At 64.8% G+C, this 23,440-nt stretch carries 18 protein-coding genes and 1 pseudogene; 13 read left to right on the plus strand and 6 right to left on the minus strand.

Annotation, left to right across the window (positions count from 1 at the left end; all coding sequences use genetic code 11):
* Position 1 precedes the first annotated feature (1 nt).
* Positions 2 to 1,288, plus strand: coding sequence for an amidohydrolase family protein (locus ACFC25_RS18270; protein ID WP_376047762.1), 1,287 nt, complete (start codon positions 2 to 4; stop codon positions 1,286 to 1,288).
* A gap of 146 nt (positions 1,289 to 1,434) precedes the next feature.
* On the opposite strand, the gene ACFC25_RS18275 is transcribed toward ACFC25_RS18270, so the two are convergent.
* A complete protein-coding gene (locus tag ACFC25_RS18275; protein ID WP_376047765.1) occupies positions 1,435 to 2,043 on the minus strand; it encodes a TetR/AcrR family transcriptional regulator in 609 nt (202 codons plus the stop codon).
* A gap of 253 nt (positions 2,044 to 2,296) precedes the next feature.
* Here ACFC25_RS18275 and ACFC25_RS18280 point away from each other — a divergent pair, with 253 nt between their 5' ends.
* The 3 genes from ACFC25_RS18280 to ACFC25_RS18290 are packed head-to-tail and all read left to right on the plus strand — an operon-like array spanning position 2,297 to position 6,009.
* Positions 2,297 to 3,712 carry an APC family permease gene (locus tag ACFC25_RS18280; protein WP_376047768.1) on the plus strand — a complete coding sequence of 472 codons (1,416 nt, stop codon included), beginning with the start codon at positions 2,297 to 2,299 and terminating at the stop codon, positions 3,710 to 3,712.
* A 56-nt stretch (positions 3,713 to 3,768) separates the two neighbouring features.
* Positions 3,769 to 4,572 (plus strand): MoaF C-terminal domain-containing protein, encoded by an 804-nt coding sequence (locus ACFC25_RS18285; protein ID WP_376047771.1) that lies wholly within the window; start codon positions 3,769 to 3,771, stop codon positions 4,570 to 4,572.
* Positions 4,573 to 4,599: 27 nt separating this feature from the next.
* Entirely contained in the window at positions 4,600 to 6,009 is a 1,410-nt protein-coding gene (locus ACFC25_RS18290; protein ID WP_376047774.1) for an aldehyde dehydrogenase family protein, read from the plus strand.
* Between the two features lie 5 nt (positions 6,010 to 6,014).
* Here ACFC25_RS18290 and ACFC25_RS18295 read toward each other — a convergent pair.
* Together ACFC25_RS18295 and ACFC25_RS18300 are read right to left on the minus strand one after the other, a co-directional pair.
* Positions 6,015 to 6,203 (minus strand): annotated as a pseudogene (locus ACFC25_RS18295) (D-aminoacyl-tRNA deacylase); the annotation flags it as partial.
* 61 nt (positions 6,204 to 6,264) lie between these two features.
* Positions 6,265 to 9,213 (minus strand): exo-alpha-sialidase, encoded by a 2,949-nt coding sequence (locus ACFC25_RS18300; RefSeq protein ID WP_376047777.1) that lies wholly within the window; start codon positions 9,211 to 9,213, stop codon positions 6,265 to 6,267.
* Positions 9,214 to 9,424: 211 nt separating this feature from the next.
* On the opposite strand from ACFC25_RS18300, the gene ACFC25_RS18305 reads away from it, so the two are divergent.
* Positions 9,425 to 11,068, plus strand: coding sequence for an exo-alpha-sialidase (locus ACFC25_RS18305; RefSeq protein ID WP_376047780.1), 1,644 nt, complete (start codon positions 9,425 to 9,427; stop codon positions 11,066 to 11,068).
* 76 nt (positions 11,069 to 11,144) lie between these two features.
* Here the strand turns inward: ACFC25_RS18305 and ACFC25_RS18310 are convergent, their stop codons facing one another.
* Positions 11,145 to 12,038, minus strand: coding sequence for a DUF4862 family protein (locus ACFC25_RS18310; protein ID WP_376047783.1), 894 nt, complete (start codon positions 12,036 to 12,038; stop codon positions 11,145 to 11,147).
* Between the two features lie 103 nt (positions 12,039 to 12,141).
* On the opposite strand from ACFC25_RS18310, the gene ACFC25_RS18315 reads away from it, so the two are divergent.
* From ACFC25_RS18315 to ACFC25_RS18350, 8 genes are all read left to right on the plus strand, one after another.
* Complete coding sequence (locus tag ACFC25_RS18315; RefSeq protein WP_337352430.1) at positions 12,142 to 13,782, plus strand: ABC transporter substrate-binding protein; 1,641 nt, start codon at positions 12,142 to 12,144, stop codon at positions 13,780 to 13,782.
* 134 nt (positions 13,783 to 13,916) lie between these two features.
* Entirely contained in the window at positions 13,917 to 14,873 is a 957-nt protein-coding gene (locus ACFC25_RS18320; RefSeq protein ID WP_376047787.1) for an ABC transporter permease, read from the plus strand.
* Between the two features lie 3 nt (positions 14,874 to 14,876).
* A complete protein-coding gene (locus ACFC25_RS18325; RefSeq protein ID WP_376047790.1) occupies positions 14,877 to 17,012 on the plus strand; it encodes a dipeptide/oligopeptide/nickel ABC transporter permease/ATP-binding protein in 2,136 nt (711 codons plus the stop codon).
* Positions 17,009 to 17,815, plus strand: coding sequence for an ATP-binding cassette domain-containing protein (locus ACFC25_RS18330; protein WP_376047793.1), 807 nt, complete (start codon positions 17,009 to 17,011; stop codon positions 17,813 to 17,815). Before ACFC25_RS18325 ends, ACFC25_RS18330 begins: the two co-directional genes overlap by 4 nt.
* Before the next feature lie 38 nt (positions 17,816 to 17,853).
* A complete protein-coding gene (locus ACFC25_RS18335) occupies positions 17,854 to 18,783 on the plus strand; it encodes a dihydrodipicolinate synthase family protein (RefSeq protein WP_376047796.1) in 930 nt (309 codons plus the stop codon).
* Between the two features lie 18 nt (positions 18,784 to 18,801).
* Positions 18,802 to 19,761 carry an ROK family protein gene (locus tag ACFC25_RS18340; protein WP_376047799.1) on the plus strand — a complete coding sequence of 320 codons (960 nt, stop codon included), beginning with the start codon at positions 18,802 to 18,804 and terminating at the stop codon, positions 19,759 to 19,761.
* A 3-nt stretch (positions 19,762 to 19,764) separates the two neighbouring features.
* Positions 19,765 to 20,448, plus strand: a complete 684-nt coding sequence (locus ACFC25_RS18345; protein ID WP_376047801.1) for an N-acetylmannosamine-6-phosphate 2-epimerase — start codon at positions 19,765 to 19,767, stop codon at positions 20,446 to 20,448.
* Positions 20,445 to 21,692 carry an N-acetylglucosamine-6-phosphate deacetylase gene (locus tag ACFC25_RS18350; RefSeq protein ID WP_376047804.1) on the plus strand — a complete coding sequence of 416 codons (1,248 nt, stop codon included), beginning with the start codon at positions 20,445 to 20,447 and terminating at the stop codon, positions 21,690 to 21,692. Before ACFC25_RS18345 ends, ACFC25_RS18350 begins: the two co-directional genes overlap by 4 nt.
* 1 nt (position 21,693) lies before the next feature.
* On the opposite strand, the gene ACFC25_RS18355 is transcribed toward ACFC25_RS18350, so the two are convergent.
* The gene (locus tag ACFC25_RS18355; RefSeq protein WP_376047807.1) at positions 21,694 to 22,455 is read right to left on the minus strand and encodes a glucosamine-6-phosphate deaminase; all 762 of its coding nucleotides are present in this window, start codon (positions 22,453 to 22,455) and stop codon (positions 21,694 to 21,696) included.
* Positions 22,456 to 22,594: 139 nt separating this feature from the next.
* Positions 22,595 to 23,326, minus strand: coding sequence for a FadR/GntR family transcriptional regulator (locus tag ACFC25_RS18360; protein WP_337352421.1), 732 nt, complete (start codon positions 23,324 to 23,326; stop codon positions 22,595 to 22,597).
* Positions 23,327 to 23,440: the final 114 nt, after the last annotated feature.

Here is a 23,440-nt window from a genome sequence, read left to right on the forward strand (position 1 = left end):
CGTGATCCCCAACCTCCCGGGAAACCTGACCATCCGGAACGCCAGGATCTTCGACGGCGAATCCCCTACTCTCGTTGAGGGTTCCATCGCTGTCCGCGACGGCCGGATCACAGCCGTGCGCGGCACCACAGAGGACAGTGGCGCCTGGCCCGACTCCGAGCCAGCACTCGACGCGGGCGGCCGGGTGGTGATTCCCGGCCTCATTGACGCCCACTTCCACGCCTATGCGCTCAGCCTGACCTCCGCACTGAACGAAACCGGGCCTTTGAGCTACTCCGCGCTGGCCGGTGCCCGCAGACTTGAGGCAGCGCTGCGCCGGGGCTTCACTTCAGTGCGGGACGTGGCTGGGGGTGATGTGGGCCTTGCGGCTGCAATCGAGGAAGGACTGTGCCCCGGTCCCCGCTACTTCTTTACCGGTCCCGCGCTAAGCCAGACCGGCGGTCACGGCGACATCCGCGCCGCGAACGATGGAAGCTGCTTCCATGGCGGTCATATGTGCGAGGTAGTGGATGGCGTTGAGGACTTGCTGCGGGCGGTGCGCCACAGGTTCCGGACCGGTGCCACCGCCATCAAGCTCATGACGTCCGGAGGAGTGATTTCCCCGGTCGACCCGATCCGTGTCCCGCAGTACACCGCCGCGGAAATCCGCACGGTCACCGAAGAGGCCTCCCGGCGGGGCAGTTACGCCACCGCGCACGCCTACTCCCCCGAAGCCATCAGCCATTCGGTGCTCAACGGGGTTCGCTGCATCGAACACGGCAACCTGCTGGATGCTGAAACCGCCCGGCTCATGGCGGAGCACGACGTCTATCTCGTGCCCACGCTGGTGACGTACGATGCGATGGGCCGCCGCGGAGCCGAAATCGGACTTACCGAGGTGGGTGCCGCTAAGAACCAGGAAGTACTGGCGGCGGGCAAGAACGCCGTGACACTGGCACGGGATGCCGGGGTCCGGATTGGCTTCGGCACCGATCTCATGGGTGAGCTTGAGGATGAACAGCTGGCCGGGCTGCGCCTTCAGGTCGAAGTGCTGGGCGTCTACGACGCACTCCGCTCTGCCACATCAACGAACGCGGCCCTCCTCCGGCGGGAAGATCTGGGACGCATCGCGGAGGGGGCCTGCGCGGATTTGGTGATACTGGACGGCGATCCCTTCGAGGAGCCCTCAGTGCTTTGGGACGGGAGCCGGAAACGCATCGTCATCAAGGCCGGCCACGTTGTCTCCTCAGACGCCCTTCGAGCCGGTCATGCGGCGATGGACGAGGCCATCAGCGGCGCTCACGGCTGACGGCTTACCTCAGGCGGTAGGTGGCGCGTGCCCAAGGGCCCGCCACCTACCGGCTTGTCCGGCCCCAGGCTGCAGAACTTGGTCGGCCAGAGCAACGCGGCTCTTGGTCCAGCGCTCACGCGCCACCAGGCGATCGGATTTCAGACCTATCGAATCGGGAGTGGCCTGCTGCCGCCGGGGCTTTGGCTGGTGCTCTCCAGCATTGCGACGAGCTTGCCCACCTGGATGACGGCGGCCCTGATCCGTTCGGGGTCGCTGATGGTGAGGAATTGCAGCATGAGGCCGTCCAGGGCAGCAAAGATGGCCAAGGCGGCACCGTTGTCCACGTTGAGGCCCCGTTGCCTCAGGGCATCTTCAACAGTGCTCATGTAGTTCGCGTAAAGGCGTTCCACCAAGGCGCGTACCTCGGGATTGCGCCGGGATTCGAGAAGCATCTCGAACTGGAACAGCTGCAGCTCCGGTTCCCGCGAGACCGTTGCGAGGAGTGAATCGGCGAAGTTCTCGTCAAAGTCCGCGATCTTTTCCAGGCCTGTCTCCTCGATGGACCGCTGGATGGCCCACTCCATGGTGGCGGCAAGAAGACCTTCGATGGAACCGAAGTGATGAGTGACAAGGGTGTGGTTCACTCCTGCCCGGGACGCAACGGCACGGTATGTAACACCCCGCAGACCCTTTTCCCCGACGACGTCGATCACCGCGGACAGCAAGGCATCGCGCCCGTCTCCATAGGGCAACCGGGTTGACGGCTGGTTCATGCACCGAGTCTAGCCCTCCTGGTCGACTCTGGAAAAAGCATTGACAGCCAGAACTAAACAAACGTATAGTTCTGGAATGTGGCTGATATCACGCAGTGTGTACAGCCAACTCGAGCAGATTTCCTTTCCCGTGGAGCGCACCGTCGCGTGCCAGCAGGGACCTTCCAACACTTCTGCGCAGGCCTTGCGCCTTGCACACTTCTGAAAGAGCCAACGGATGAATCAAGAACCAGTCGGAATCTCTACACGCCCAGTGCAAGAGGATCCAGCGCCGGCCTCCTCCCCACGGCTGAGGCCGAACAAGCTCGGCGTCATCGCCATTGCCTTCTTTGCCATTGCCGCAGCCGCTCCCATGGCTGCGGTGGTGGGAGCCAGTCCGGTACTGTTTTCGGCCAGCGGCCCGGGAACGCCCGTTATCTACGTGATTGCTGCGCTGCTGGTGGCTCTCTTCTCCGTCGGATACCTGCGGATGAGCCAGCACATCACCAACGCGGGCGGCTTTGTCGCCTATATGGCCAAGGGTTTGGGCAACAAGTGGGCCACCGGCGGGGCCGGGATCGCCATCCTGACATACCTGAGCCTTCAGATTGGACTCTGGTCCCAGTTCGGTGTCTTTGCGCAGTTGCTGGTCGAAGGCCTCACGGGTATCAGCCTGCCGGTCTACTTCTGGATCGCTGTATTGCTCGCTGTGGTGACGGGCCTGACGATGCGGGGCGTCGATGCGAGCCTGAAGGTGCTGGGGGTCCTCATCCTTGGCGAAGCGTTTGCGGTAGCGGCCCTCGTGGTGTCCCTGATTGCCCAGAAGGGGCTAGGCATCTTCACCTTTGAAGGGTTCACCCCATCCAGTGTCTTCGGTCCGGGCCTGGGCATTTCCCTGCTGTTTGCCTTCGCCTGCTTCACCAGCTTCGAAGCAACCGTCGTCTTCGCCGAGGAGGCAAAGAACCCACGGCGCACCATTCCCCGGGCCGCTTACTTTGTGATCGCCTTCATTGGCATCTTCTACACCATCTCCACCTGGGCCATCAGCGGAGCCATCGGCATCGACAACATCCAAACCGTCGCCGCCGAAAACCCGGCAGGAATGGTCTTCGATCTCGCCGAATCCAGCGCAGGCTATTGGCTGAACCTGACCATGCAGATCCTCGTTGTCACGAGTTTCCTGGCCATGCTCCTGGGCCTGGCCAACATGTTCTCCCGGTACCTGTTTTCCCTCGGCCGTGCCGGAGCCCTGCCGGCCAAACTGTCCTCCGTCTCCAAGACCGGCGCCCCGCACTTCGCAGGGCTCATCAACGGCCTCGTTCTCCTGGCGATCATCAGCATCTTCCTACTCGCAGGCGCCGACCCCATCACAACAGTCTTTGCCTGGTTCGTGGCCCTTGGCACGGCAGGCTTCATCACCATCCTGCTGGTGACATCAGCGGCAATAGTCGTCTTCTTCGCCAGAAACCACATCCGGGACAACCTCTGGGTCACCGTCATTGCACCGTCCCTGTCTTTCCTGGCCTTCATCGTCATCGGATACCTGACGCTGGACAACTACGACGCATTGCTCGGCGGAGCGGGCGGAGTGGCCCGGTGGCTCCTGCTCGGCATCCCCCTCTTCTTCGTGGCCGGGATGGCCCGCGGCGCACAAAAGCCGTCCATCAATTTCGCCGCGGTCATCGGCTGACCAAAACCTCCACCTGACCAGTACAAGCCAGCAGCAAAAGAACAAGGAACAAGAACATGACTTCAGCTGACATCCAGGACTACATCCCCGAAGATCAGTGGCCCCCGGTCTCCACCATGCTTGAAGGTTTCGGCGACCAGACCTTGCCCGCTTCCCCCGCCCTGGCCGGCACCACATTGAGCCCCCTGGACGAGGACGGCTCCCAGGCTGAGTACGTTTTTGACGATGAATCTTCGCTGGCGTGGACCGTTGGCCGCGATGGGGACAAGACTGGTGGAATAGCCGATTACAAGGCGATCGAAGCCCGGCCCGGCATCTTCATCATCGACTTCATCCGAGGCGAAGGTCCGGCCGCAGAAAACGTCACCATCATCGCGGACCGCAACACGGGGGCCACAACAACCGGCGTTTCCCGGTTTGTCACCGTGGACGGCAGGATGCGGAGCACCACAGATTTCAGCCAGGCCAACACCGAAGGGTCCTCCGTGCGCCACCAGCGCTCCACGGCCCTGGTCGGCAAGCGGATCTACTACCGCTACAGCGACGTCGAAACGTACGAACACATCTACCTGAACCCGGGCACGTTCACCTGGAATTGCATCCGTGGCGGCGAGGCAGGGCTGGCCGACACCGACCGTTGCATGACCTGGGAAGTAGCAGATGACCTCTTCATCTTCTTCTGGACCGAAAAGGTCATGTGCGTCGAAGCCGTGCTGCTGGTGGACCTGCGCGAGCAGCGCTCCATCGGCCGGATGTTCGGCTGGGACGATCCTGCAAGCGAACCCGTCATCCTGCCCTTCAACTCCCGGCTCAGCGTCCTGAACACTACTGAATACCCGCAGGACTTCCAGAAGCATTAGTCACCATTGCTCGAAGAGGAGTAAAGAATGAAAACGTACGAATCATTGCTTGACGAGGTCACCGCGTTCTCGGGTCAGACCCGCACCATCCTTGACCCTGCTACTGGTGAGATCGTGGGTGAGGCGCCCATTCATGACCTTGAGTACCTTGAGCAGGCAGTCGCTGACGCGCAGGCCGCCCAGCCGGCCTGGGCCGCAATGGGCCACGACGCCCGGTCCGCCGCGCTCCTCAAGGCGGCCGACGCCGTCGAGCGTTCCGCCGAGGAACTGGCCCGGATCCTTTCCCGTGAACAGGGCAAGCCGCTGAACGGCCCGAACGCCCGCTTTGAGGTGGGCGCCTGCGCGGCATGGTTGCGCGCCGCCGCCACCATTCGACTGGAGCCTGAATTGATTGTCGATGACGGCGAAACCCGGGCGGAGCTGCATTACCGGCCCATCGGCGTTGTTGCCGCGATCGGCCCGTGGAACTGGCCCATGATGATCGCCATCTGGCAGATCGCCCCCGCCCTGCGGATGGGCAACGCCGTGGTGGTCAAGCCCTCCGGCAACACCCCATTGTCCGTCCTGGCGCTGGCCAAGGTCCTGAACGAGGAGCTTCCCGAAGGCATCCTGTCAGTGGTTTCCTGCGGCCGTGAGGTGGGCGCCCGGCTAACCGACCACCCCGCGATCGGCAAGATTATGTTCACCGGCTCCACCGCTGCAGGCCGCGCCATCATCAAATCCTCCGCGGACACCGTCAAGCGGCTCACGCTGGAACTGGGCGGGAACGATGCCGGCATCGTCCTGCCCGACGCCGACCCCAAGGCAATTGCCGAAGACCTCTTCTGGGGCGCCTTCATCAACACGGGCCAAACCTGCGCAGCACTCAAGCGCCTCTACGTCCACGAGGACGTTTACGACGCTGTCTGCACCGAACTGACCACCGTCGCCAAGGCCATGCCGATGGGCAACGGCCTGGACGAAAACAACGTCCTGGGTCCGTTGCAGAACAAAGCACAGTACGACGTCGTCGCGAGCCTCGTGCAGGCAGCAAAGGACTCCGGCGCCCGGGTCCTGCTGGGCGGAAACCCGGACACCACCCAGCCCGGCTACTTCTACCCCACCACCCTCGTGGCGGACATCGACAACAACAACCCGCTCGTCACCGACGAACAGTTCGGCCCCGCCCTGCCCATCATCCGCTACCGCACCATCGACGAAGCAGTGGAAAAGGCCAACGGACTCGACGTCGGCCTCGGCGCCTCCGTCTGGTCCTCCAACCTGGATGCGGCCCGTGAAGTCGCGGGCCGCATCCAGGCCGGTACCGTCTGGATCAACAAGCACGGCGCCGTGGACCCCCGCATCCCCTTCGGCGGCGCCAAACAGTCCGGCTATGGCCTGGAGTTCGGCGTCGAAGGCCTCAAAGCCCTCGGCGTACCGCAGGTCATCAACGGCTAAGGAGTTTAACCTTCCGTGGCCACGAGCCCGCCACGGCGGGGAGCTGAAAAATCGGCGGTGTCGAGGCTGATCGTGAACGGTCCGTCATTGACCAGGGACACTTGCATCATGGCCCCGAACCGCCCGGTGGACACCTCCGCCCCAAGGCCGCGCAGGGAAGCAACCAGGTGTGCAATCAGGGGCTCGCCGGTGTTCGCAGGCGCGGAGGGCCCGTCGACCGTTCCAACCTTTCCTCGAGCCGAAAGTCGCCGCCGGTTATCCCTTGGGGGTCACCTGCAGGCGGTCGAAGGAGACTTGCCCGCCGTCCTTGTCCAGGACCACCACGTCGTCGCGGCCGTTCTGGACGTCTGCCGGGAGGATGAATTCGACGGCGTCTTCCGTGGTGGGGAAGATCCAGCCGATCCGGTAACTCTGCTTGTTGAGATAGACGTAGTACCACTGCCCGTACTCAAGGTTGTGCAGGACGACTTTCTGGCCGTTGCGGTACTTGTCGCCGGTCTTCAGGTCGAAGGGCGGCATCTTCGCATCCAGGTCTTGGACGGTCAGGGCCGGAACCGCGCCAGGTTGTGCGGGCTGGATGTTCAGCTCTGTCCCGCCGCCGCTTACGGTGGTGGAGACCTCCTTGGATCCGTTGGCGGCCGTGGCTTCGAAGCTCACCGGCCCAAGGCCGCCCGCAGCGATGTCAGCAGCGGTCAGCACGTGGTCGCGGGTGGCCGTTACGCTGTCGCCGGCATTCAGGCGTTCCTGGCTGATGCCGGCCGCAGGGGCGCTGTCACCGGTGAGCGCGACGTTACCGGCATTGCCCAGCGTGTAGGTGTAGGTGAGGATATCCCCTGCTGAGGCGTACCGGTCGCCGTCGGAATCTTTCCATTCGGCGGCAATAGTGCCTTCGAGTTTTGCGTCGCGGACCTTCAGGTCCACTTCGCCGCCGTCCACCGCATAGGTGCGGGTGGTCTGGCCGGCGGCGCTGACCTCCCAAGTGGTGCGGGGGACGAAGAACCCCTGGTCGGCTTCGTCGGCGGTGACGGTGTGGCGGGGAGTGGCGCAGGTGTAGCCCTGTCCGGCCGGCAAGCTGCTGTAGCGGCAGTTACCGGGCCCGTCGGGGACGAAGGGGCTGAAGTTTCCGGCTGTGGGGACGATCCTTTCCGTCAGCGGACTGGTGTTGGTGACATCGAACTTATAGGGGAACGCCTCACCCGCCGCGTACGGCTGGGAGGCCAGGTCCCGGCCACTGTCATTGCGGCCGCCCTTGATGTCTGCGGAGAGCAACCCGTCCCGCAGCGCCACGGCCGCGCCGGTGAACGCCACCGTCTTGGTGAGACTGGGAGTCGTGCTGGCTGTCACGGAGAACACCGCTTCGGGGACGAAGTAGCCGCGGGTCATGTCCTCCGCGGTCACGGTGTGCTTGGCCGTGGTGCACGTGTAGCTGGCACCGGCAGCCAGGTTGTTGTAGCGGCAGTTGGGGGCCGACGGTGGCAGGAAGCCTGCGTCGAACGTGCCCGAAACGGGGACGGAGTTGGCGGTGACGTTGGCCGTGCTCTTGACGTTGAAGGTGTAGTTCAGCACGTCACCGGCCTTGTAGGGGGTGGCTGCCACGTCACGCGCCGGTGTGGATCCGGTGATGGTGAGGCCCACCTGGGGTGCCACCGGCACGGTGGCCGTGAAGGTGGACTGCGCCACCCGGCCGTCCGCCGTCGTGAAGGCAGCGTTAAGGCTTTGCGGGCCGCTGGCGTTGGCGGGAGCGGTGAGGGTCACGTTGACGGTAGCCGATGCGCCCGGCGCGACGTCAGGCACCGGCACGGTGGTGGCGGACCAGCCGGTGGGAGTATAGACGGTTGCGGCGGCGCCGGTCAGCGTGCCGGATTCCTGGTTTGTTACCGTCACAGGCACTTGCTGGGTTGCCGCCGGCGCCGTGATTACGGCGGGGACTGACAGTGGGGCGCAAGCGTAGTTGAGCCAGGCGTCGTCGAAGGTGGCGAACTGCATGTTGTCCGTGTAGTTGGCCTCGTACAGGACACCGAATGTGCCATCCTCCAGCCGGGTCACTGTGGAGTACGCGGAGAAGCCGGGGCGGATGGTGCGCACACCGGGCCAGGTAGCGCCGTCGTCGCAGGAAATGCGCGCCGAGACGTTTTCCCGGGCTGTCTTGGAATTCGAGTTGGTGAAGATGAGTTTCTTCGCGTCGGCTGATCCCTGGGCCGCGGACGGGTACATCCGGGCGATGGCGCCGTTGTTGGCCGGGTCCGGAAGTTCGGTGTCCTGGGCGACCGGACCGTAGGTGGCTCCGCCGTCGCTGGAGAATGCGATCTTCCGGTAGCCCTGGTTGGCGTTGTCCCGCGAGTTCAGCAGCACCCGCCCGTCCGAGAGTTCAACGGTTTTGTTTTCGTCCATGCGGTCGCCCACGTCAGCGCCCTTGTGCCACGTTGCACCATGGTCGTCGGAGTAGACGCTGTAAGCCTGGATCCTGTTAATGCCGTCCGCCTGGCGGATGTCCCCCGCGTACTGCTGGATCAGCCGGCCCTTATGCGGACCGTACTTGAGCTGAATGCCTTCGCCGGAGGACGCGAAGTTGGAGCGGACATCGCCGGCCACCGGACTGGTTTTGCTGGTGCCAGGCTTGGTGACGTCAGTAATCAGGCGCGGCGCGCTCCAGGTGAGGCCTCCGTCGGAGGACTCGATGACGGCAGAGGAAATCACATTCCGGTCTGCGTCATCGCTTCCGAACTGGCTGCCGAAGAATCCCTGGTCCTTGGAGTAGACAAAGAACGCGAAGACCTTCCCGGCCTCGGCGTCATGAATGTAGGAAGGGTCGCTGTAGCCGTACTTCGGGCCGGTCGCATCGCCTACGTGCCCGGCAGCGATGACCTGCAAAGCTCCCCAGGTCCGGCCGCCGTCGGTGCTGCGCCTCTGGACGATGGAGTTGGGGTTAGGGGCATCGGCAGCGCTGCCGGGCCTGCCGTCCCAGGCGGCCAGGACCACGCCGTTGCCGAGGTAGGTCAGGGCGGGAATGCGGTAAAAGAAGTTGTTCGCTGTCCTGTCCGCTGCCAGGTTCAGTTCCTGGAAGGAGCCTGGCGGGGCGGTGGGATTGCTGGACGGGATGGGGGTCGCTTGGGCAGCCAGCCCGCTTCCGGCCAGCAGAGCCACTGCCAGTGCACTGGCTCCCGCCGCCCGGCCGATCGATCGTTGTCTGCTGCGTTTTGTCATTCTTAGCAAATCCATTGCCTTTCTGGACGCCGCTGCGCGGCTCTACATGGAGGCGTCGGTGCAGGTAACGCCAATTCTTATTGTTCCTACATACGACGTCCTACCAACCTAGGGTGTGAAGCGTCACAAAGCTAGAGCTGGCTACACTAAAGATGTGACATCCTATGTTCCCCGCGTGATCCAGTCCGCGTTTCCATCTATAGGGCAGGTCTTGGCCGTTCGGGGTCACGCCGGTTACCGGCAGTACCGCATTCCGGCCCTGGCCGTGACCGCGCAGGGTACCCTGTTGGCCGCATACGACGGGCGGCCCAACCTTGATGATCTGCCCAGCCCGATCGATTTGCTGCTCCGCCGGAGCACGGATAACGGGCAGAATTGGGGACCCCAGCAGGTAGTGCGTACCGGGTCCGGATTGCAGGGCTACGGGGATCCAAGTCTGCTGGTAGATGCCGAAACAGGTCGGATCTTCCTCTTCCACGCCGCTGGAACGCGCGCCGGCTTTTTTGAATCCACCACAGGACTGGACCCGGATGACGAGTTGATTCAGCACTGCGACCTCAGCGTTTCCGACGACGACGGTGTGACCTGGCAGCACCGGCGGATCACTGCCCAGTTGAAGGCCAGCAGTTCCGCCGCCAGGGAGGTTACCGGCATTTTCGCCGCGGCCGGGCAGGGCATCCAGGTCCACACCGGACCGTACCTGGGTCGTCTCGTACAGCAGTTTGTGGTGCTCCGCGGCGGCCGGATCATGGCTGCGTCGGCCTACAGTGACGACCACGGGGACAACTGGACCCTGGGAGAACTTCTTGATGCAGCTCCCGGGGGCGCCGCGCCTAATGAGAACAAGGTGGCCGCGCTGGCCGATGGCCGGCTGCTCCTGCATAGCCGCGCCACTCCGCGGCGGCTTGCCGCCTTCTCGAACGACGGCGGGCACAGCTGGAGCAGGCTGGTTCCCGTCGAGGACCTGCCAGATCCCAGCGATAACGGCTCGCTTGCCCGCTTCGACGGACAGCCGGCGCTCGCCATGGGATCTGCAGCAACGGACCAGTGGCTGCTGGCGACCCACAACCACGACACCGATCTGCGCCGGAACACCGTGTTGAGCTTCTCCCCCGACAATGGGGCGACGTGGCCGGCGAAGCTGGTCCTGTGCGCGGACAGCTCCGCATATTCGACCGTGACGCGCCTGCCCGACGGCAACATCGGTGTGCTGTACGAGCGCGGGGGCTACCGGGAGATAGTTTTTGTCTCCGTCCCTCCGGGCCAGCTGACAGATCAGCTTGACGCACGGACACCCGCAGTAACAGACCGCGGCGTGCACCCGGCCGGGCCAGGCCTTTCCTTCCACATGGAGCTGCGGTCCATCACCCCGGGACTGCCCGAAGTGTGGCAGGACGCCGGGGAGTCCCATGTCCTGGCCACGGACGGGAGCAGCTGGGGCGCCGGGACCTGGAAAGAGATTGGCCAGGGCTATTCACCGGAACAGGTCCAGGTCCTCGGCACCCGCGAGGCGCAGGACCTGAACTACGGTCCGGTAGTACCGGGCTACAAAACCGGGGACATCATCGCCTTCACCGGACGGGCAAGGAACGATGCGCCCGAGGCTGCTTACGGGGTCCGGCTTGCCGGCCCGGGCGCCGACGCCTTCCCCGAAACAGACCTTTCCGCCGGTGATCAGACCCTCTACTTCACGCCCGCCTACACCGTCACTGAAGAGGACGCCGGGCGAACGACCTTCGACGTCGCCTACACGCTCAGTGCAGTGCAGGGCGGATCCCCTCACAAATCGTCCCGGATCTTCCGCTTCGACGTCGCCACCGGAGCGGTCAGCGTCGAGGATACGTCCTCACCGTAACCAGATGAGGGATGGCCCAAGGGGCGTGCACACACTGCTGCGACAGAGCCCTGGCAGCGGCGGGCGCCGGCGGTGCTTATTCGATCAGCTCGCACATCTGCTGCAGCCGGGCGACACGCTCCTCCGGAGACAGCCCGTGCAGGGGAAGCCCAATCTTGAAGCCAGTGAGGGAAACCGGGCCGGCCGCGCGGAGACAGCGCTGGATTTCGCTGACGTTCAGCAGCGAGCCCGGCGGGGCGCCGGCCACCTCCACGGCAGGAAGATGGGCATCGATCCAGGGGTAGCCAAACTCGGTTTCCGTCGGTGAGCAGCCGGAGAACATCAGCCCGGCCAGGGCGCCGGCTTCCCGCGCCTGTGACAGGTGCTCCACGGCGGTGTCAGGGTTCTGCGTTTCAATGACGGACCGGGCCCAGTTCACGACGATTCCGGCTTGGTCCCACCCCTGCTCCCGAAGGGAACAGATGACATCCACTTCCTCGCTGAGGGTCAGGAATCCCTTTTCCGGCTTGCTTCCCGGACGGGGAGCATCGCAATGCTCGATCAGCAGACGGGTAGCGCCCCAGTCCCAGTCGAGCAATTCCTTGAAGGACTCCTTGAGGGCCCTGGGGGAAGAGGACCGAGGAGGGGCGGAGTGCAGTTCAACCGCCTCCACAGGGTGCCCTTCCTTGGCGAGCCTAAGGACGTAGTCCCGCAGTCCTGACACAAACTCCAGCGCCTCCAACCGGCCCTGGGTGTTAGTGGAAGCCAGGCCAAAAGTCTTCTCCCGGTTCAGGCGCTGCATGGTCCCGGGGATGGCGCTCACCACCGCGGACCAGCTTTCCGGGGCCCCGGCGGGCCAGGGACGGCCGCCGGACTCGCCGTAAGGGAGCTCCAGGCCCCGGATGGACGGAAGACGGCCGAGCCCTTCGTAAAACTGCTGTTGCTGCGGCGCTTCCGGCACGGCCGGGTACGCACCCACGATCAGGGACAATGTCGAACTCCTTTGGCGAGCACCGGCACTTGACCGCCGCATGTGATGGGACTTACAGTTGTACCACGAGCTCGGACGTCCTACATCCGATAAACACCCTGGAATGGTGAGGCACCCTATGAACATGACTCTTAAGAACCTGCCGCTGGTCAATGACGCCAGCCGCCGGAACTTCCTCAAGCTGACGGGAGCCATGGGCGCCGCTGCAGCTTTCACCGCATCCGTCGCGGCATGCGGCAGCCCAGCAGCGACCACCACAACCGGCAGCTCCGCGGGCGCCGGTGCAGTCAACAAGGACCTCACCATCGAGGCAGGCATCTCCTACGCCCTCTCCACCGGATTCGATCCCCTGAGCTCCTCGGGTGCCACGCCGATGGCCGCCAACCTGCACATCTTCGAAGGCCTCGTTGAGCTGCACCCGGCCACCCGCGAACCGTACAACGCCCTGGCGGCGGCCGACCCCAAGAAGGTCAATGACACCACCTACCAGGTGACCATCCGGGACGGCGCCAAGTTCCACGATGGCTCTCCGGTCACCACCGAGGATGTGGCCTTCTCCTTCACCCGCGTGCTGGACCCGGCCAACAAGTCCCTGTTCTCGCAGTTCATCCCGTTCATCCAGGACGTCAAACCCGTTGACGACAAGACCGTGGAGTTCACCCTCAAGTACGCCTTCCCCGGCTTCGGGCCGCGCATCTCCGTGGTGAAGATTGTCCCCAAGGCGCTGGCCACGGACCTGAAGGCCTTCGACGCCGCTCCCGTCGGCACCGGCCCCTACAAGCTCGTCTCCGCCGTCAAGGACGACAAGATCGTCTTCGAAGCCTTCGCCGACTACAACGGCCCCAAGCCGGCACTGGCGAAGGGCATGACCTGGCTCCTGCTCTCGGATGCGGCTGCCCGCGTCACCGCCGTGCAGTCCGGCCGCGTCCAGGCCATCGAGGACGTCCCCTACCTGGACATCGACGGCCTGAAGTCCAAGGTCAAGGTTGAATCAGTGCAGTCCTTCGGCCTGATGTTCCTGATGTTCAACTGCAACAAGGCCCCGTTCAACAACAAGCTGGTCCGCCAGGCCCTGCACTACGGCCTGGACAAGGACGCCATCATCAAGAAGGCCCTGTTCGGCAACGCCAAGGCCGCCAGCTCCTACTTCCAGGAGGGCCACCCGGACTACGTCAAGGCCAAGAACGTCTACGGCTACGACGCCAAAAAAGCCGAAGATCTGCTGAAGGAAGCCGGCGTCACGAGCCTCGAATTCGAGCTGCTCACCACGGACACCGCCTGGGTGAAGGATGTTGCTCCGCTGATCCTCGAATCCTGGAACAAGATCCCGGGCGTGAAGGCCTCCGTGAAGAGCATCCAGTCAGGGGCCCTGTACACCGACCGCGTCGGTGCCGGCGACTACTCAGTGGTCGCAGCCCCGGGCGATCCGTCCGTCTTCGGCAACGACGCTGACCTGCTGCTGAGCTGGTTCTACTCGGGTGCCACGTGGATGGAAAAGCGGGCCTACTGGACTGCCCCGGAGCGGGCCAAGCTGCAGGAGCTGATGAACAAGGGCTCCCAGGCCGCCGGCGCCGACGCCAAGAAGATCACCGGCGAGATTGTGGACCTCGTTTCCGACGAACTCCCGCTCTACCCGATCTTCCACCGCCAGCTGCCGTCCGCCTGGGACGACAAGAAGCTCAACGGTTTCAAGCCCCTTCCCACTACCGGCATGTCGTTCATCGACGTCGGACGCACCGCCTAGCAACCCCTGGTTGCCAGGCCCACCAACTCGACGCAGTAGGGGGCTGTGGCCGGCTGGCCATGGCCCCCTGGCCGAGAAGCACCACCCCGTGACGCGGTCACCGCCGCGGCACACCCAACAAACCGGAGAACAAATTGGTCACGATATTGCGCCTGCTCGGCCGCAGGCTCGCTGCACTGCCATTGATGATCCTGGGCATCACCCTGCTGGTCTTCCTCGTCCTGCAGGCCGCTCCCGGCGACCAGGCCAGCTCAGCCCTGGGCGAAGGCGCCAGCGAAGAAGCGAAGCAGCAGTACCGCCAGGAAAACGGCCTGAACGATCCGCTGGTCGTGCAGTACTTCGCCTTCCTTGGCAAGCTGCTGCAGTTCGACCTCGGCGTCACCACCCCGCCGGCAAAGTCGGTGTCCTCCATGATCGGCTCAGCGTTTCCCCTCACGCTGCAGCTGACCTTCCTGGGCGTCATCATCGCAATCGTCCTGTCCCTCGCCTTCGGCATCCTCGGCGCACTCCACCGGGACAAATGGCAGGACCAGCTGGTCCGCGTCTTCTCGATCGCCGCGATCGCCACGCCGTCGTTCTGGCTGGGCATCCTGCTGATCCAGTGGTTCGCTCTCGGGGCCAGCCCGATCTTCCCCTCGGGCGGCATCGCGACGCCGGAATCCGGCTTTGGCGGCTGGCTCAACTCGATGGCCCTTCCGGCCCTCGCCCTCGGCATCCCGGTCTCTGCCTCGCTGATCCGCGTGGTCCGCACCTCGATGGTGGAGGAACTGGACCGTGATTATGTCCGGACAGCCATCGGCAATGGTGTCCCCTACCGCGAAGTCGTCTCCAGGAATGTCCTGCGCAACGCCCTGGTCACACCGGTGACCGTGCTGGGACTGCGCGTCGGCTACCTGCTGGGCGGCGCCGTCGTGATTGAAATGATCTTTGCCCTGCCCGGCATGGGCCAGCTCATCCTCAACGGAATCACCAACCTGGACGTGAACCTGGTCCAGGGCGTGGTGCTCACCATCTCCGTCACCTTCGTTCTGGTGAACATCGTGGTGGACCTCCTGTACCTGCTCATCAACCCCCGAATCAGGACGGTATAGCTCATGCGCAGCAAGCTCGCTGAACGGCTGAGTGCCCCGGGCATCCGTTTCAAGGCCCTGCCTTGGGGCTCACGCATCGCCCTCCTCTTCCTCATCATGATTGTGCTCGCGGCCGTGTTCGCACCGGTCATCGCCCCGCACGATCCGCTGGAGACCTTCATCCCGGCCACCCCGCCGGGCGCCGAGCACTTCTTCGGCACCGACCGGCTGGGCCGGGACATCTTCTCCCGCCTGCTGTTCGGCGCCCAGTCCTCGCTCATGATCGGCCTCGGCGCCGTGACCCTGGCCATCCTGGTGGGTGCTCTGCTGGGCTCCTTCGCAGCGACGTCCAGCAAGGCCGTGAACGAACTGATCATGCGCCTCATGGACATCCTGATGGCGTTCCCGGGTATCGCCCTGGCCGCCGTGCTGCTGGCGGCGTTCGGCAACTCGGTTCCCACCATCATCATCGCGATCGCCATCATCTACACCCCGCAGCTGGCGCGCGTGGTCCGCGCCAACGTCCTGTCCCAGTACGGCGAGGACTACGTCCGTGCTGAGCGCGTGATCGGCGCCGGCCGCTTCTACATCCTGCTCAAGCACATTGTCCGCAACACCGCCGCTCCCGTCCTGGTCTTCGCCACGGTCATGGTGGCCGACGCCATCATCCTCGAGGCCTCGCTGTCCTTCCTTGGTGCCGGCGTGCAGGATCCCGCACCTTCGTGGGGCAACGTGATTTCCTACGGCCGCAACCTGGTCCTGTCCGGCGGCTGGTGGGCCACCACCTTCGCCGGTGCCACCATCCTGCTGACCGTGCTCTCGCTGAACATCCTCGCCGAAGGCCTCACTGACGCGATGGTGAACCCGAGACTGCGCAAGGCAGTGACAGTGAAGGACGACGACGGTTCGGCTGCGGCTGTTTCCGGCGCAGCGGTTGGTGCCGCCGTCGACACCGAGATCGCAACGTCCGTGACCCAGCCGTCGGTGGTGGAGGAACACGAGCTCGACGGCGTCCGCGCCGCCTACGGTGATGTCCTCACCGAGGAGCACTACAACGAGGCCGCCATCCTTTCCGATCCGAAGCTCGCCGCGGCGAACCCGCACCTGCTGCTGGACAGGGAACTGGAACTTCTCTCCTCCATCGAGGCCCGGCGCACAGACCGCCTCCCCCAGGTTCCGGCCGGCGCCCTCACCGTACTGGAAGTCAGGAACCTGTCCATTCGCTTCCCCGGCCGCTTCGGCGACACCGCGATCGTGGACAACGTCTCCTTCACGGTACGCGAAGGAGAAACCATGGGCCTGGTGGGCGAATCCGGCTGCGGCAAGTCCATCACCTCCCTCGCGGTCATGGGCCTGCTGCCCAGGACCGCGGAGGTCACCGGATCCATCACATTCGACGGCAAGGAACTGCTGGATCCTGCCACCAGGCACAGCAGCACCAAGGCGTATGAGGGCCTGCGCGGCGAACAGATCGCAATGGTCTACCAGGACGCCCTAAGCTCCCTGAACCCGTCCATGAAGATCAAGGACCAGATGGAGCAGCTGACCAAGCGCGGCGGCCGGAAAACCCCCACCGAGCTGCTGGAAATGGTCAAGCTCGATCCCGTCCGCACGCTCGCCAGCTACCCGCACGAGCTCTCCGGCGGCCAGCGCCAGCGCGTGCTGATCGCCATGGCCCTGTCCCGCTCACCGAAGATCGTGGTGGCCGATGAGCCCACCACCGCCTTGGACGTCACCGTCCAGAAACAGGTGGTGGACCTGCTCAACGAACTGCGTGAACAGCTCGGCTTCGCCATGGTCTTCGTCAGCCACGACCTCGCACTGGTGGCGTCCCTGGCCCACCGCATCACTGTGATGTACGCCGGCCAGGTGGTGGAGTCCGCCCAGGCTTCCGAGCTGCTGCAGAACCCCAGGCACGAATACACCCGTGGGCTGCTGGGTGCCGTCCTCTCCATTGAGGCCGACGCCGTCCGCCTGCACCAGATCCCCGGCACCGTCCCATCGCCACGCGACTTTGCGCCGGGTGACCGCTTCGCCCCGCGGTCCCTGCGGTCCGACGCCGACCCCAACCAGCAGCTGGTCCTCACCTCCGTCGGCGCCGCCGGCGGCGGGGACGCCGACCACTACTGGGCGAGCCACCTGAAGGAGGATGGAAAATGAGCATTTCCACCGGCAAGCCGGTCATCGAGCTCAAGGACGTGAAGGTCCACCACCACGCACGCGGCGGCGGGCTCTTCCGCCCGAATATCGTCAAAGCCGTTGACGGCGTCGACTTCAGCATCAGCCGCGGCGAAACCGTGGGCATCGTGGGCGAGTCCGGCTGCGGCAAGTCCACCCTCGCGTCAGTGCTGGTGGGGCTGCAGGCTCCGACGTCGGGCGAAGTGCTTTTCCACGGCAAGCCCGCCATCAAGCGGAATGCCGCCATGCGCAAGGAATTCGGCCGCTCAGTGTCCGTGGTCTTCCAGGACCCGGCCACCGCGCTGAACCCGCGCATGACGGTGCAGGACATCCTCACCGACCCCCTGCAGATCCACGGCATCGGCACGGCCGCCACCCGCGCGGCCAAGGTCAAGGAACTGCTGGCCCTCGTGGGCCTGCCTCAGTCGGCGGCCGAGGTGACGCCGTCGCAGGTTTCCGGCGGCCAGCGCCAGCGGGTGGCGATCGCCCGCGCCCTGGCACTGGATCCGGACATCATGGTGGCGGACGAGCCGACGTCGGCCCTAGACGTTTCAGTCCGGGCGCAGGTGCTGAACCTGCTCTCTGACCTGAAGACCCAGCTGAACCTCGGCATGGTGTTCATCTCCCACGACATCCAGACCGTCCGGTACGTATCGGACCGGATCTGCGTCATGTACTTCGGCAAAATCGTGGAACAGGGTCCCGCTGCGCAGGTCTTCGACAGCCCCACCAACGACTACACAAAGAAGCTGCTGGGCGCCGCCCCGAGCCTCCTCCACATCTAGCTTTCCCCCTCATCAGTTACAACCAACGGAGAATTCACGTGCCTACCCAGTTCCAGGGCGTCATCCCGCCCGTCGTCACCCCCCGCCACGCGGACGGCAGCATCGACACCGCCTCGCTGCAGAACCTCACCAGGCACCTGCTCGACGGCGGCGTGTCCGGACTTTTTGTCCTGGGCTCCTCCGCTGAGGTCCCCTACATGACCAACACGGAGCGTGAACTGGTGGTCAGCACCATCGCGGAGGCCAACGCGTCTGCTGGTGCTAAAGCGGTGCCCCTGATAGTGGGTGCCAACGAGCAGACCACCAACCGCGTGATCGAGGAGGCACGCAAAGTTGTGGATCTTGGAGCTGACGCCATCGTCGTCACCTCCATGTACTACGCCATCGGCAACGCGGAGGAGACCGAAACGCACTTCCGCACTATCCACGCAGCCATCGACAAGCCGATTTTCGCGTACGACGTTCCCGTCCGGACGCACTTCAAGCTCCCCACCGACCTGCTGGTCCGGCTGGGCCGCGACGGCGTCATCGCTGGCGTCAAAGACTCCTCCGGCGACGATGTCTCCTTCCGCCAACTCCTGCTCGCTGCCCGGGAAATCGACAACTTCGACATCTTCACAGGTCACGAAGTAGTTGTTGATGGCGCCCTCCTCGGCGGTGCACAGGGCGTAGTGCCAGGCCTCGGCAACGTTGACCCGCGCGGCTACCGCAACCTCTTCCAAGCCGCGCAGGCCGGCGACTGGGCCAAGGCCGCCGCCGAACAGGACCGGCTCGCGGACCTGTTCGAAATCGTCTACACCCCCAACGGCCGCGTCTCTGGCGGGGCCGCCGGGCTAGGGGCGTTCAAGACCGCCCTCCAGATCATGGGCGTCATCGAGTCCAACGCCATGAGTGCCCCCATGCCCGCGCTGAACGAAGAGGAAACCACCGCAATCAAGGTCATCCTCGAACGCAACGGCCTCCTCTAGGCACGGGCGCTGAAGCTGATGCACGCCATTGGTGTTGACCTGGGCGGCACTAAAACTGCTGCCGGGGTCGTCTCAGACAAGGGTGAAGTGCTGTTCTCCGAAACCATTCCCACCCTCAACCGCGATGGCGGCGACGCAATTCTCGGCGCCACGGCCAGACTGATTGCTGGACTCACAAGACGCGCTGCTGCCGCCGGAATCCTCGTCGAGCATGTCGGCGTTGGTTCGGCAGGTGTAATTGACGCCCGGAATGGCGAAGTGGTTTCAGCAACTGACGCGATCCTCGGCTGGGCTGGAACAGCCATTACAGCTGGCCTGGCAGCGCGGCTGAACCTGCCGCCGGCGTCTATTCGGGCAGTGAACGACGTCCACGCCCACGCGCTCGGCGAGGCCTGGACCGGTGCCGCCGACGGGACCGCCAGTTCGCTCCTGGTGGCCTTCGGCACCGGCGTCGGCGGCAGCTTCGTCCTTGACGGCAAACCGGTTCTGGGGCACCGCAATGTGGGAGGACACGTTGGCCACTTTGCCTCGCCATACGCCTTCCACAACGGCCAGCCACTGCCCTGTGTCTGCGGCGGATCAGGCCATCTCGAAGCCGTCGCCTCAGGGCCGGCAATCCCGGAAGCTTACCGTCGGCTGGGCGGGGAGGCCCATTCACCGGACGCCCGCGGTGTCTTTGCCCTGGCCGCCAACGGGGACGCTGTCGCCATCAGGACCATCAACACAGCAGCGGCCGCGGCCGGGCAGGCCGTAGGCGGGCTCGCCAACATCCTGGACCCTGAAGTGGTCGTGGTCTCCGGAGGGCTCACGGATGCAGGAGACTCCTGGTGGCTGCCCATGGCACGGGCCGTCCGGACCGAACTCCTCCCAGCCCTGACCGGCCTTCCTTTGCTTCCTGCCTCACGTGGCAACGCAGCCGCCATCATCGGTGCCGCAAGGCTAGTACTGACTGATGCACTCACTCTCCAAAGGACCTGACCCATGATTCTCTCCCCCGATGGCCTTGAATCCTTGCGGGGCCGGCTCATCGTGTCCTGCCAGGCCTACCCGGGCGAGCCGATGCGCGATCCCCGCACCACCGCACAGGTCGCCGCTTCCGCAGTCATCGGCGGCGCGGCCGCGGTCCGGGTGCAGGGCCTGGCGGATATCCAGCACACGCGCGCGGCGGTGGAGGTCCCGGTCATCGGACTTTGGAAGGACGGGCACGACGGCGTTTTCATCACCCCCACCCTCCGGCACGCCCTCGCGGTAGCCAACGCCGGCGCCCACGTCGTGGCCATCGACGGCACCCGCCGCGCGCGGCCGGATCTCCTCACACTCGCCCAAACAGTGGCAGGCATCCACGCCGAATCCCACGCACTGGTCATGGCTGACTGCGGGTCGCTCGAGGACGCAGCTGCCGCCGTTGACGCCGGCGCAGATCTGGTCGGCACCACGCTTGCCGGCTATTCCGGCGAACGGCCCAAAACACAGGGCCCGGACCTTGAACTGTTGGAACAAATCGCCGCGGGGGCCTTCGGCGTGCCGCTCATCGCCGAAGGCCGGCTGCACACCCCCCAACAGGCAAGGCAGGCACTTGACGCCGGGGCCTTCGCAGTGGTGGTGGGAACAGCCATAACGCACCCAACCACCATCACCGGCTGGTTCACGGACGCCCTGAAATGACCTCCAAGACGCCGCCGGCCTTCCTGCTGTCCGGCACGATCGTCAGCGACGGAACTGTTCTTGAGGACTCGGTGGTCGCCGTTTCCGGGGAGCGCATCGCCTACGCTGGCCCAAGGGCAAGCTTCGATACACGCTCTTTTCCCGGACTGGAGGAAGTCGAGCTGCCGCCTGGAACCCTCCTCCTGCCCGGCCTCGTGGACCTGCACTGCCACGGCGCAGCAGGCGGTGACTTCTCCGGGGGCGATCTCCCAGCAGCCCGCTCCGCGTTGGACTTCCTCCACAGCAGCGGTACCACCACACTCCTGGCGAGTCTGGTAACCGCTCCCCGCAAGGACCTTTTGCGCGGGGCCGAAACCCTGCGTGTGCTCGCTGACGAGGGACTGATCGCCGGAATCCACGCCGAGGGCCCGTCCCTTTCCCATGCGCGCTGCGGGGCCCAGGATCCGCGGTTTCTCCTCGAACCGGACCTCCATCTGCTCCGGGACCTGGCCGACAGCTCCGGCGGACACCTGCGCACCATGACCTATGCTCCCGAGCTGCCAGGCGCCGGAGCACTGGTTCAGGAGCTGGTTGGTCTCGGTGTCACCCCATCCCTAGGACACACAGACGCGGATACATCCACGACGGCGGACTCCCTCAGCCAGGCAGCGGAACTGCTGGCCTTGTCCCGGTGCGGAACCTATGCGCGGCCCACGATCACCCACCTGTTCAACGGGATGCCCCCTTTGCACCACAGGCAGCCCGGGCCGGTTGCCGCATGCCTGCTCCTGGCAGCATCGGGCACCGTTGCGGTGGAGCTTGTTGCCGACGGTGTCCACCTCCACCCGGACACGGTCCGGATGGTCTACGCACTCGCTGGCAGCGAGAACGTTATCCTCGTGACCGACTCGATGGCTGCCACCGGACTGCCCGACGGCGACTACGACCTTGGTCCCGCACGGGTCTGCGTCGGCGGCGGCGAGGTCCGGCTCAAGAGCAATGGTTCACTCGCGGGCGGTACGGCAACCCTGCTGGACGTTGTGCGCCGGACAGCTGAATCAGGTGTGGACGCGGCGGCCGCCGTGCTGTCCGCCACTGCCGTTCCCGCCAGGATTCTTGGCCTTCAGGATGACGTTGGCAGCCTTACCGCCGGGCTTCTGGCCGACATTCTGGCCGTGGACAGTCACTTCCGGCCCGTCACGGTGTTCCGTCGCGGCCTTATGCTCCGCCGCCCGGCCGTAAGCATGGCGGCGACCGTTCCCTAGGTCAGGCGCAGGGGGCCGCTACCCGCACAGCAACCTGCCCCTCCCGGCCATCCAGCTGCATCGCGGCAGCTTCATCTGCCACCACCGTGACATGCGGGTGCAACTGCAGGACGGAACCGGGGCAACCCGGCGACACCGGACCATTGAGCGCTGCTGCCAGGACTTCGGCCTTGTCGGCCCCGTTGACCACCATCAGCAGCTGCCGCGCCTCCAGGATGGTCCCGAGGCCCTGCGTGATGCATTTGGTCGGTACGTCGCCAACAGACCGGAAGTAGCGCGCGTTGGCCTGGCGGGTGCGCTCTGCCAGGACTTCCACCCGGGTGCGGGAATCAAGTTCCGAACCGGGCTCATTGAAGGCGATATGGCCATTGTGGCCGATTCCCAGGATCTGCACGTCCACGCCTCCCCCGGCGCGGATGGCGGCGTCATAAAGGTCTGCTGCCCGGTGGGGATCGTCCGCGCCGCCGGCAGGAACTGAAACAAGGGCCGGATCCAGACCCAGACGTTCTGTCACTTCACGGCGGACCACCTCGGCATAGCTTTGCGGATGCCCGGCCGGAAGGCCCACGTACTCATCGAGGGCAAACGCGCGGACGCGGGACAAGTCCAGTCGGTGCTCGGCCAGCGCCTCGTAAACCGGGATCGGCGAGCTGCCCGTAGCGACACCAAGAACCGCATCCGGCTTGCTCCGGATGACAGCGGCAAGAATCCCGGCGGCGACAGCTCCGGTGCCCGCTGCATCGGGGACTACAAAAATTTCCATGGCAAAGGGAGCTCTTTCGTAAAGTGGGGTGCCTCACCGCATGCTCCGGTAAGCCATCAGGATGAACGGGACGGGGAGCTTTAAGTGACGATCCGGACAGCCCTAAGGGTTGTCGTTCCCGCGCTGCGACTGCGCTCTGTTAGGTTGACGCGACGTCCTTCAACTTGCGGCGGATGCCGTCGAAGTGGCGCTGAAGGCGTTCGGAAGCCAGGGTCTTGTCCCTGTTGGCGACCGCGTCGTAAATGTCCCAGTGAATCTGGACCTGTTCCTCAAGGTTGACCGGTCCCGAGCCCAACGCCTCATGAATCTGGCGGTAGACCTGCCAAAAGACGTCCATGAGGTTGATGAGCAGGTCGTTATTCAGGGGCGCGTAGAGACGGCGGTGGAACTCCGCATCGTGCTGAACAAGGAGTTCGCCCTTGCCGGCTGCCTCCTGCATAGCCTCCATGGTGGCCCGGAGATCAGCCAGATGCTCGTCGGTCAAAAGGTCAATGGCCGACCCGATAAGGCCGGATTCAAGGGCCTGCCGCACATCGATAAGCTCCATCGCTTCCTCGCCTTTGTGGCGGAGCGAGAGCCTGCCCCGAAAGGTCAATCCGGAGACGAGTGCGCTGAAATTATTGGGAGCGACAAACATGCCGAACCCGTGCCGGATCTCAATGACCCCAAGGGCCTGCAGGACCTTCAAGGATTCCCGGACAGTGTTCCGCCCCATGCCAAGCTCCGCGGACAGCTCACTCTCAGTGGGAAGGGCATCACCAACATCCAGTCCCCGCTCCAGGATGAGCTCCATAATCCGTGCCTGAAGGGCCTGCGAGCGGATTTGCGCGCTGAACCTTGCCGGCGATACCGAGGCGGGTGCTACTGTCACGTCATCTCCTTCGGCCGCACTCGGGCGGCGGCCAGTCATCTAGACTAATGATACAGGAGATGGGACGTCCTCTGTCTTGTTTCGTCCACCTATTTCAAGAATCCTACAATTACA

Source organism: Pseudarthrobacter sp. NPDC055928, assembly GCF_042270935.1.
Classification (GTDB): domain Bacteria; phylum Actinomycetota; class Actinomycetes; order Actinomycetales; family Micrococcaceae; genus Arthrobacter.

Bases quoted from the DNA above. Each gene is read 5' to 3' on its own strand.
- ACFC25_RS18330 (WP_376047793.1), top strand. From the start codon at position 17,009: ATGAGCATTTCCACCGGCAAGCCGGTCATCGAGCTCAAGGACGTGAAG.
- ACFC25_RS18275 (WP_376047765.1), bottom strand. From the start codon at position 2,043: ATGAACCAGCCGTCAACCCGGTTGCCCTATGGAGACGGGCGCGATGCC.
- ACFC25_RS18350 (WP_376047804.1), top strand. From the start codon at position 20,445: ATGACCTCCAAGACGCCGCCGGCCTTCCTGCTGTCCGGCACGATCGTC.
- ACFC25_RS18315 (WP_337352430.1), top strand. From the start codon at position 12,142: ATGGTGAGGCACCCTATGAACATGACTCTTAAGAACCTGCCGCTGGTC.
- ACFC25_RS18290 (WP_376047774.1), top strand. From the start codon at position 4,600: ATGAAAACGTACGAATCATTGCTTGACGAGGTCACCGCGTTCTCGGGT.
- ACFC25_RS18345 (WP_376047801.1), top strand. From the start codon at position 19,765: ATGATTCTCTCCCCCGATGGCCTTGAATCCTTGCGGGGCCGGCTCATC.
- ACFC25_RS18355 (WP_376047807.1), bottom strand. From the start codon at position 22,455: ATGGAAATTTTTGTAGTCCCCGATGCAGCGGGCACCGGAGCTGTCGCC.
- ACFC25_RS18325 (WP_376047790.1), top strand. From the start codon at position 14,877: ATGCGCAGCAAGCTCGCTGAACGGCTGAGTGCCCCGGGCATCCGTTTC.
- ACFC25_RS18285 (WP_376047771.1), top strand. From the start codon at position 3,769: ATGACTTCAGCTGACATCCAGGACTACATCCCCGAAGATCAGTGGCCC.
- ACFC25_RS18300 (WP_376047777.1), bottom strand. From the start codon at position 9,213: ATGACAAAACGCAGCAGACAACGATCGATCGGCCGGGCGGCGGGAGCC.
- ACFC25_RS18340 (WP_376047799.1), top strand. From the start codon at position 18,802: ATGCACGCCATTGGTGTTGACCTGGGCGGCACTAAAACTGCTGCCGGG.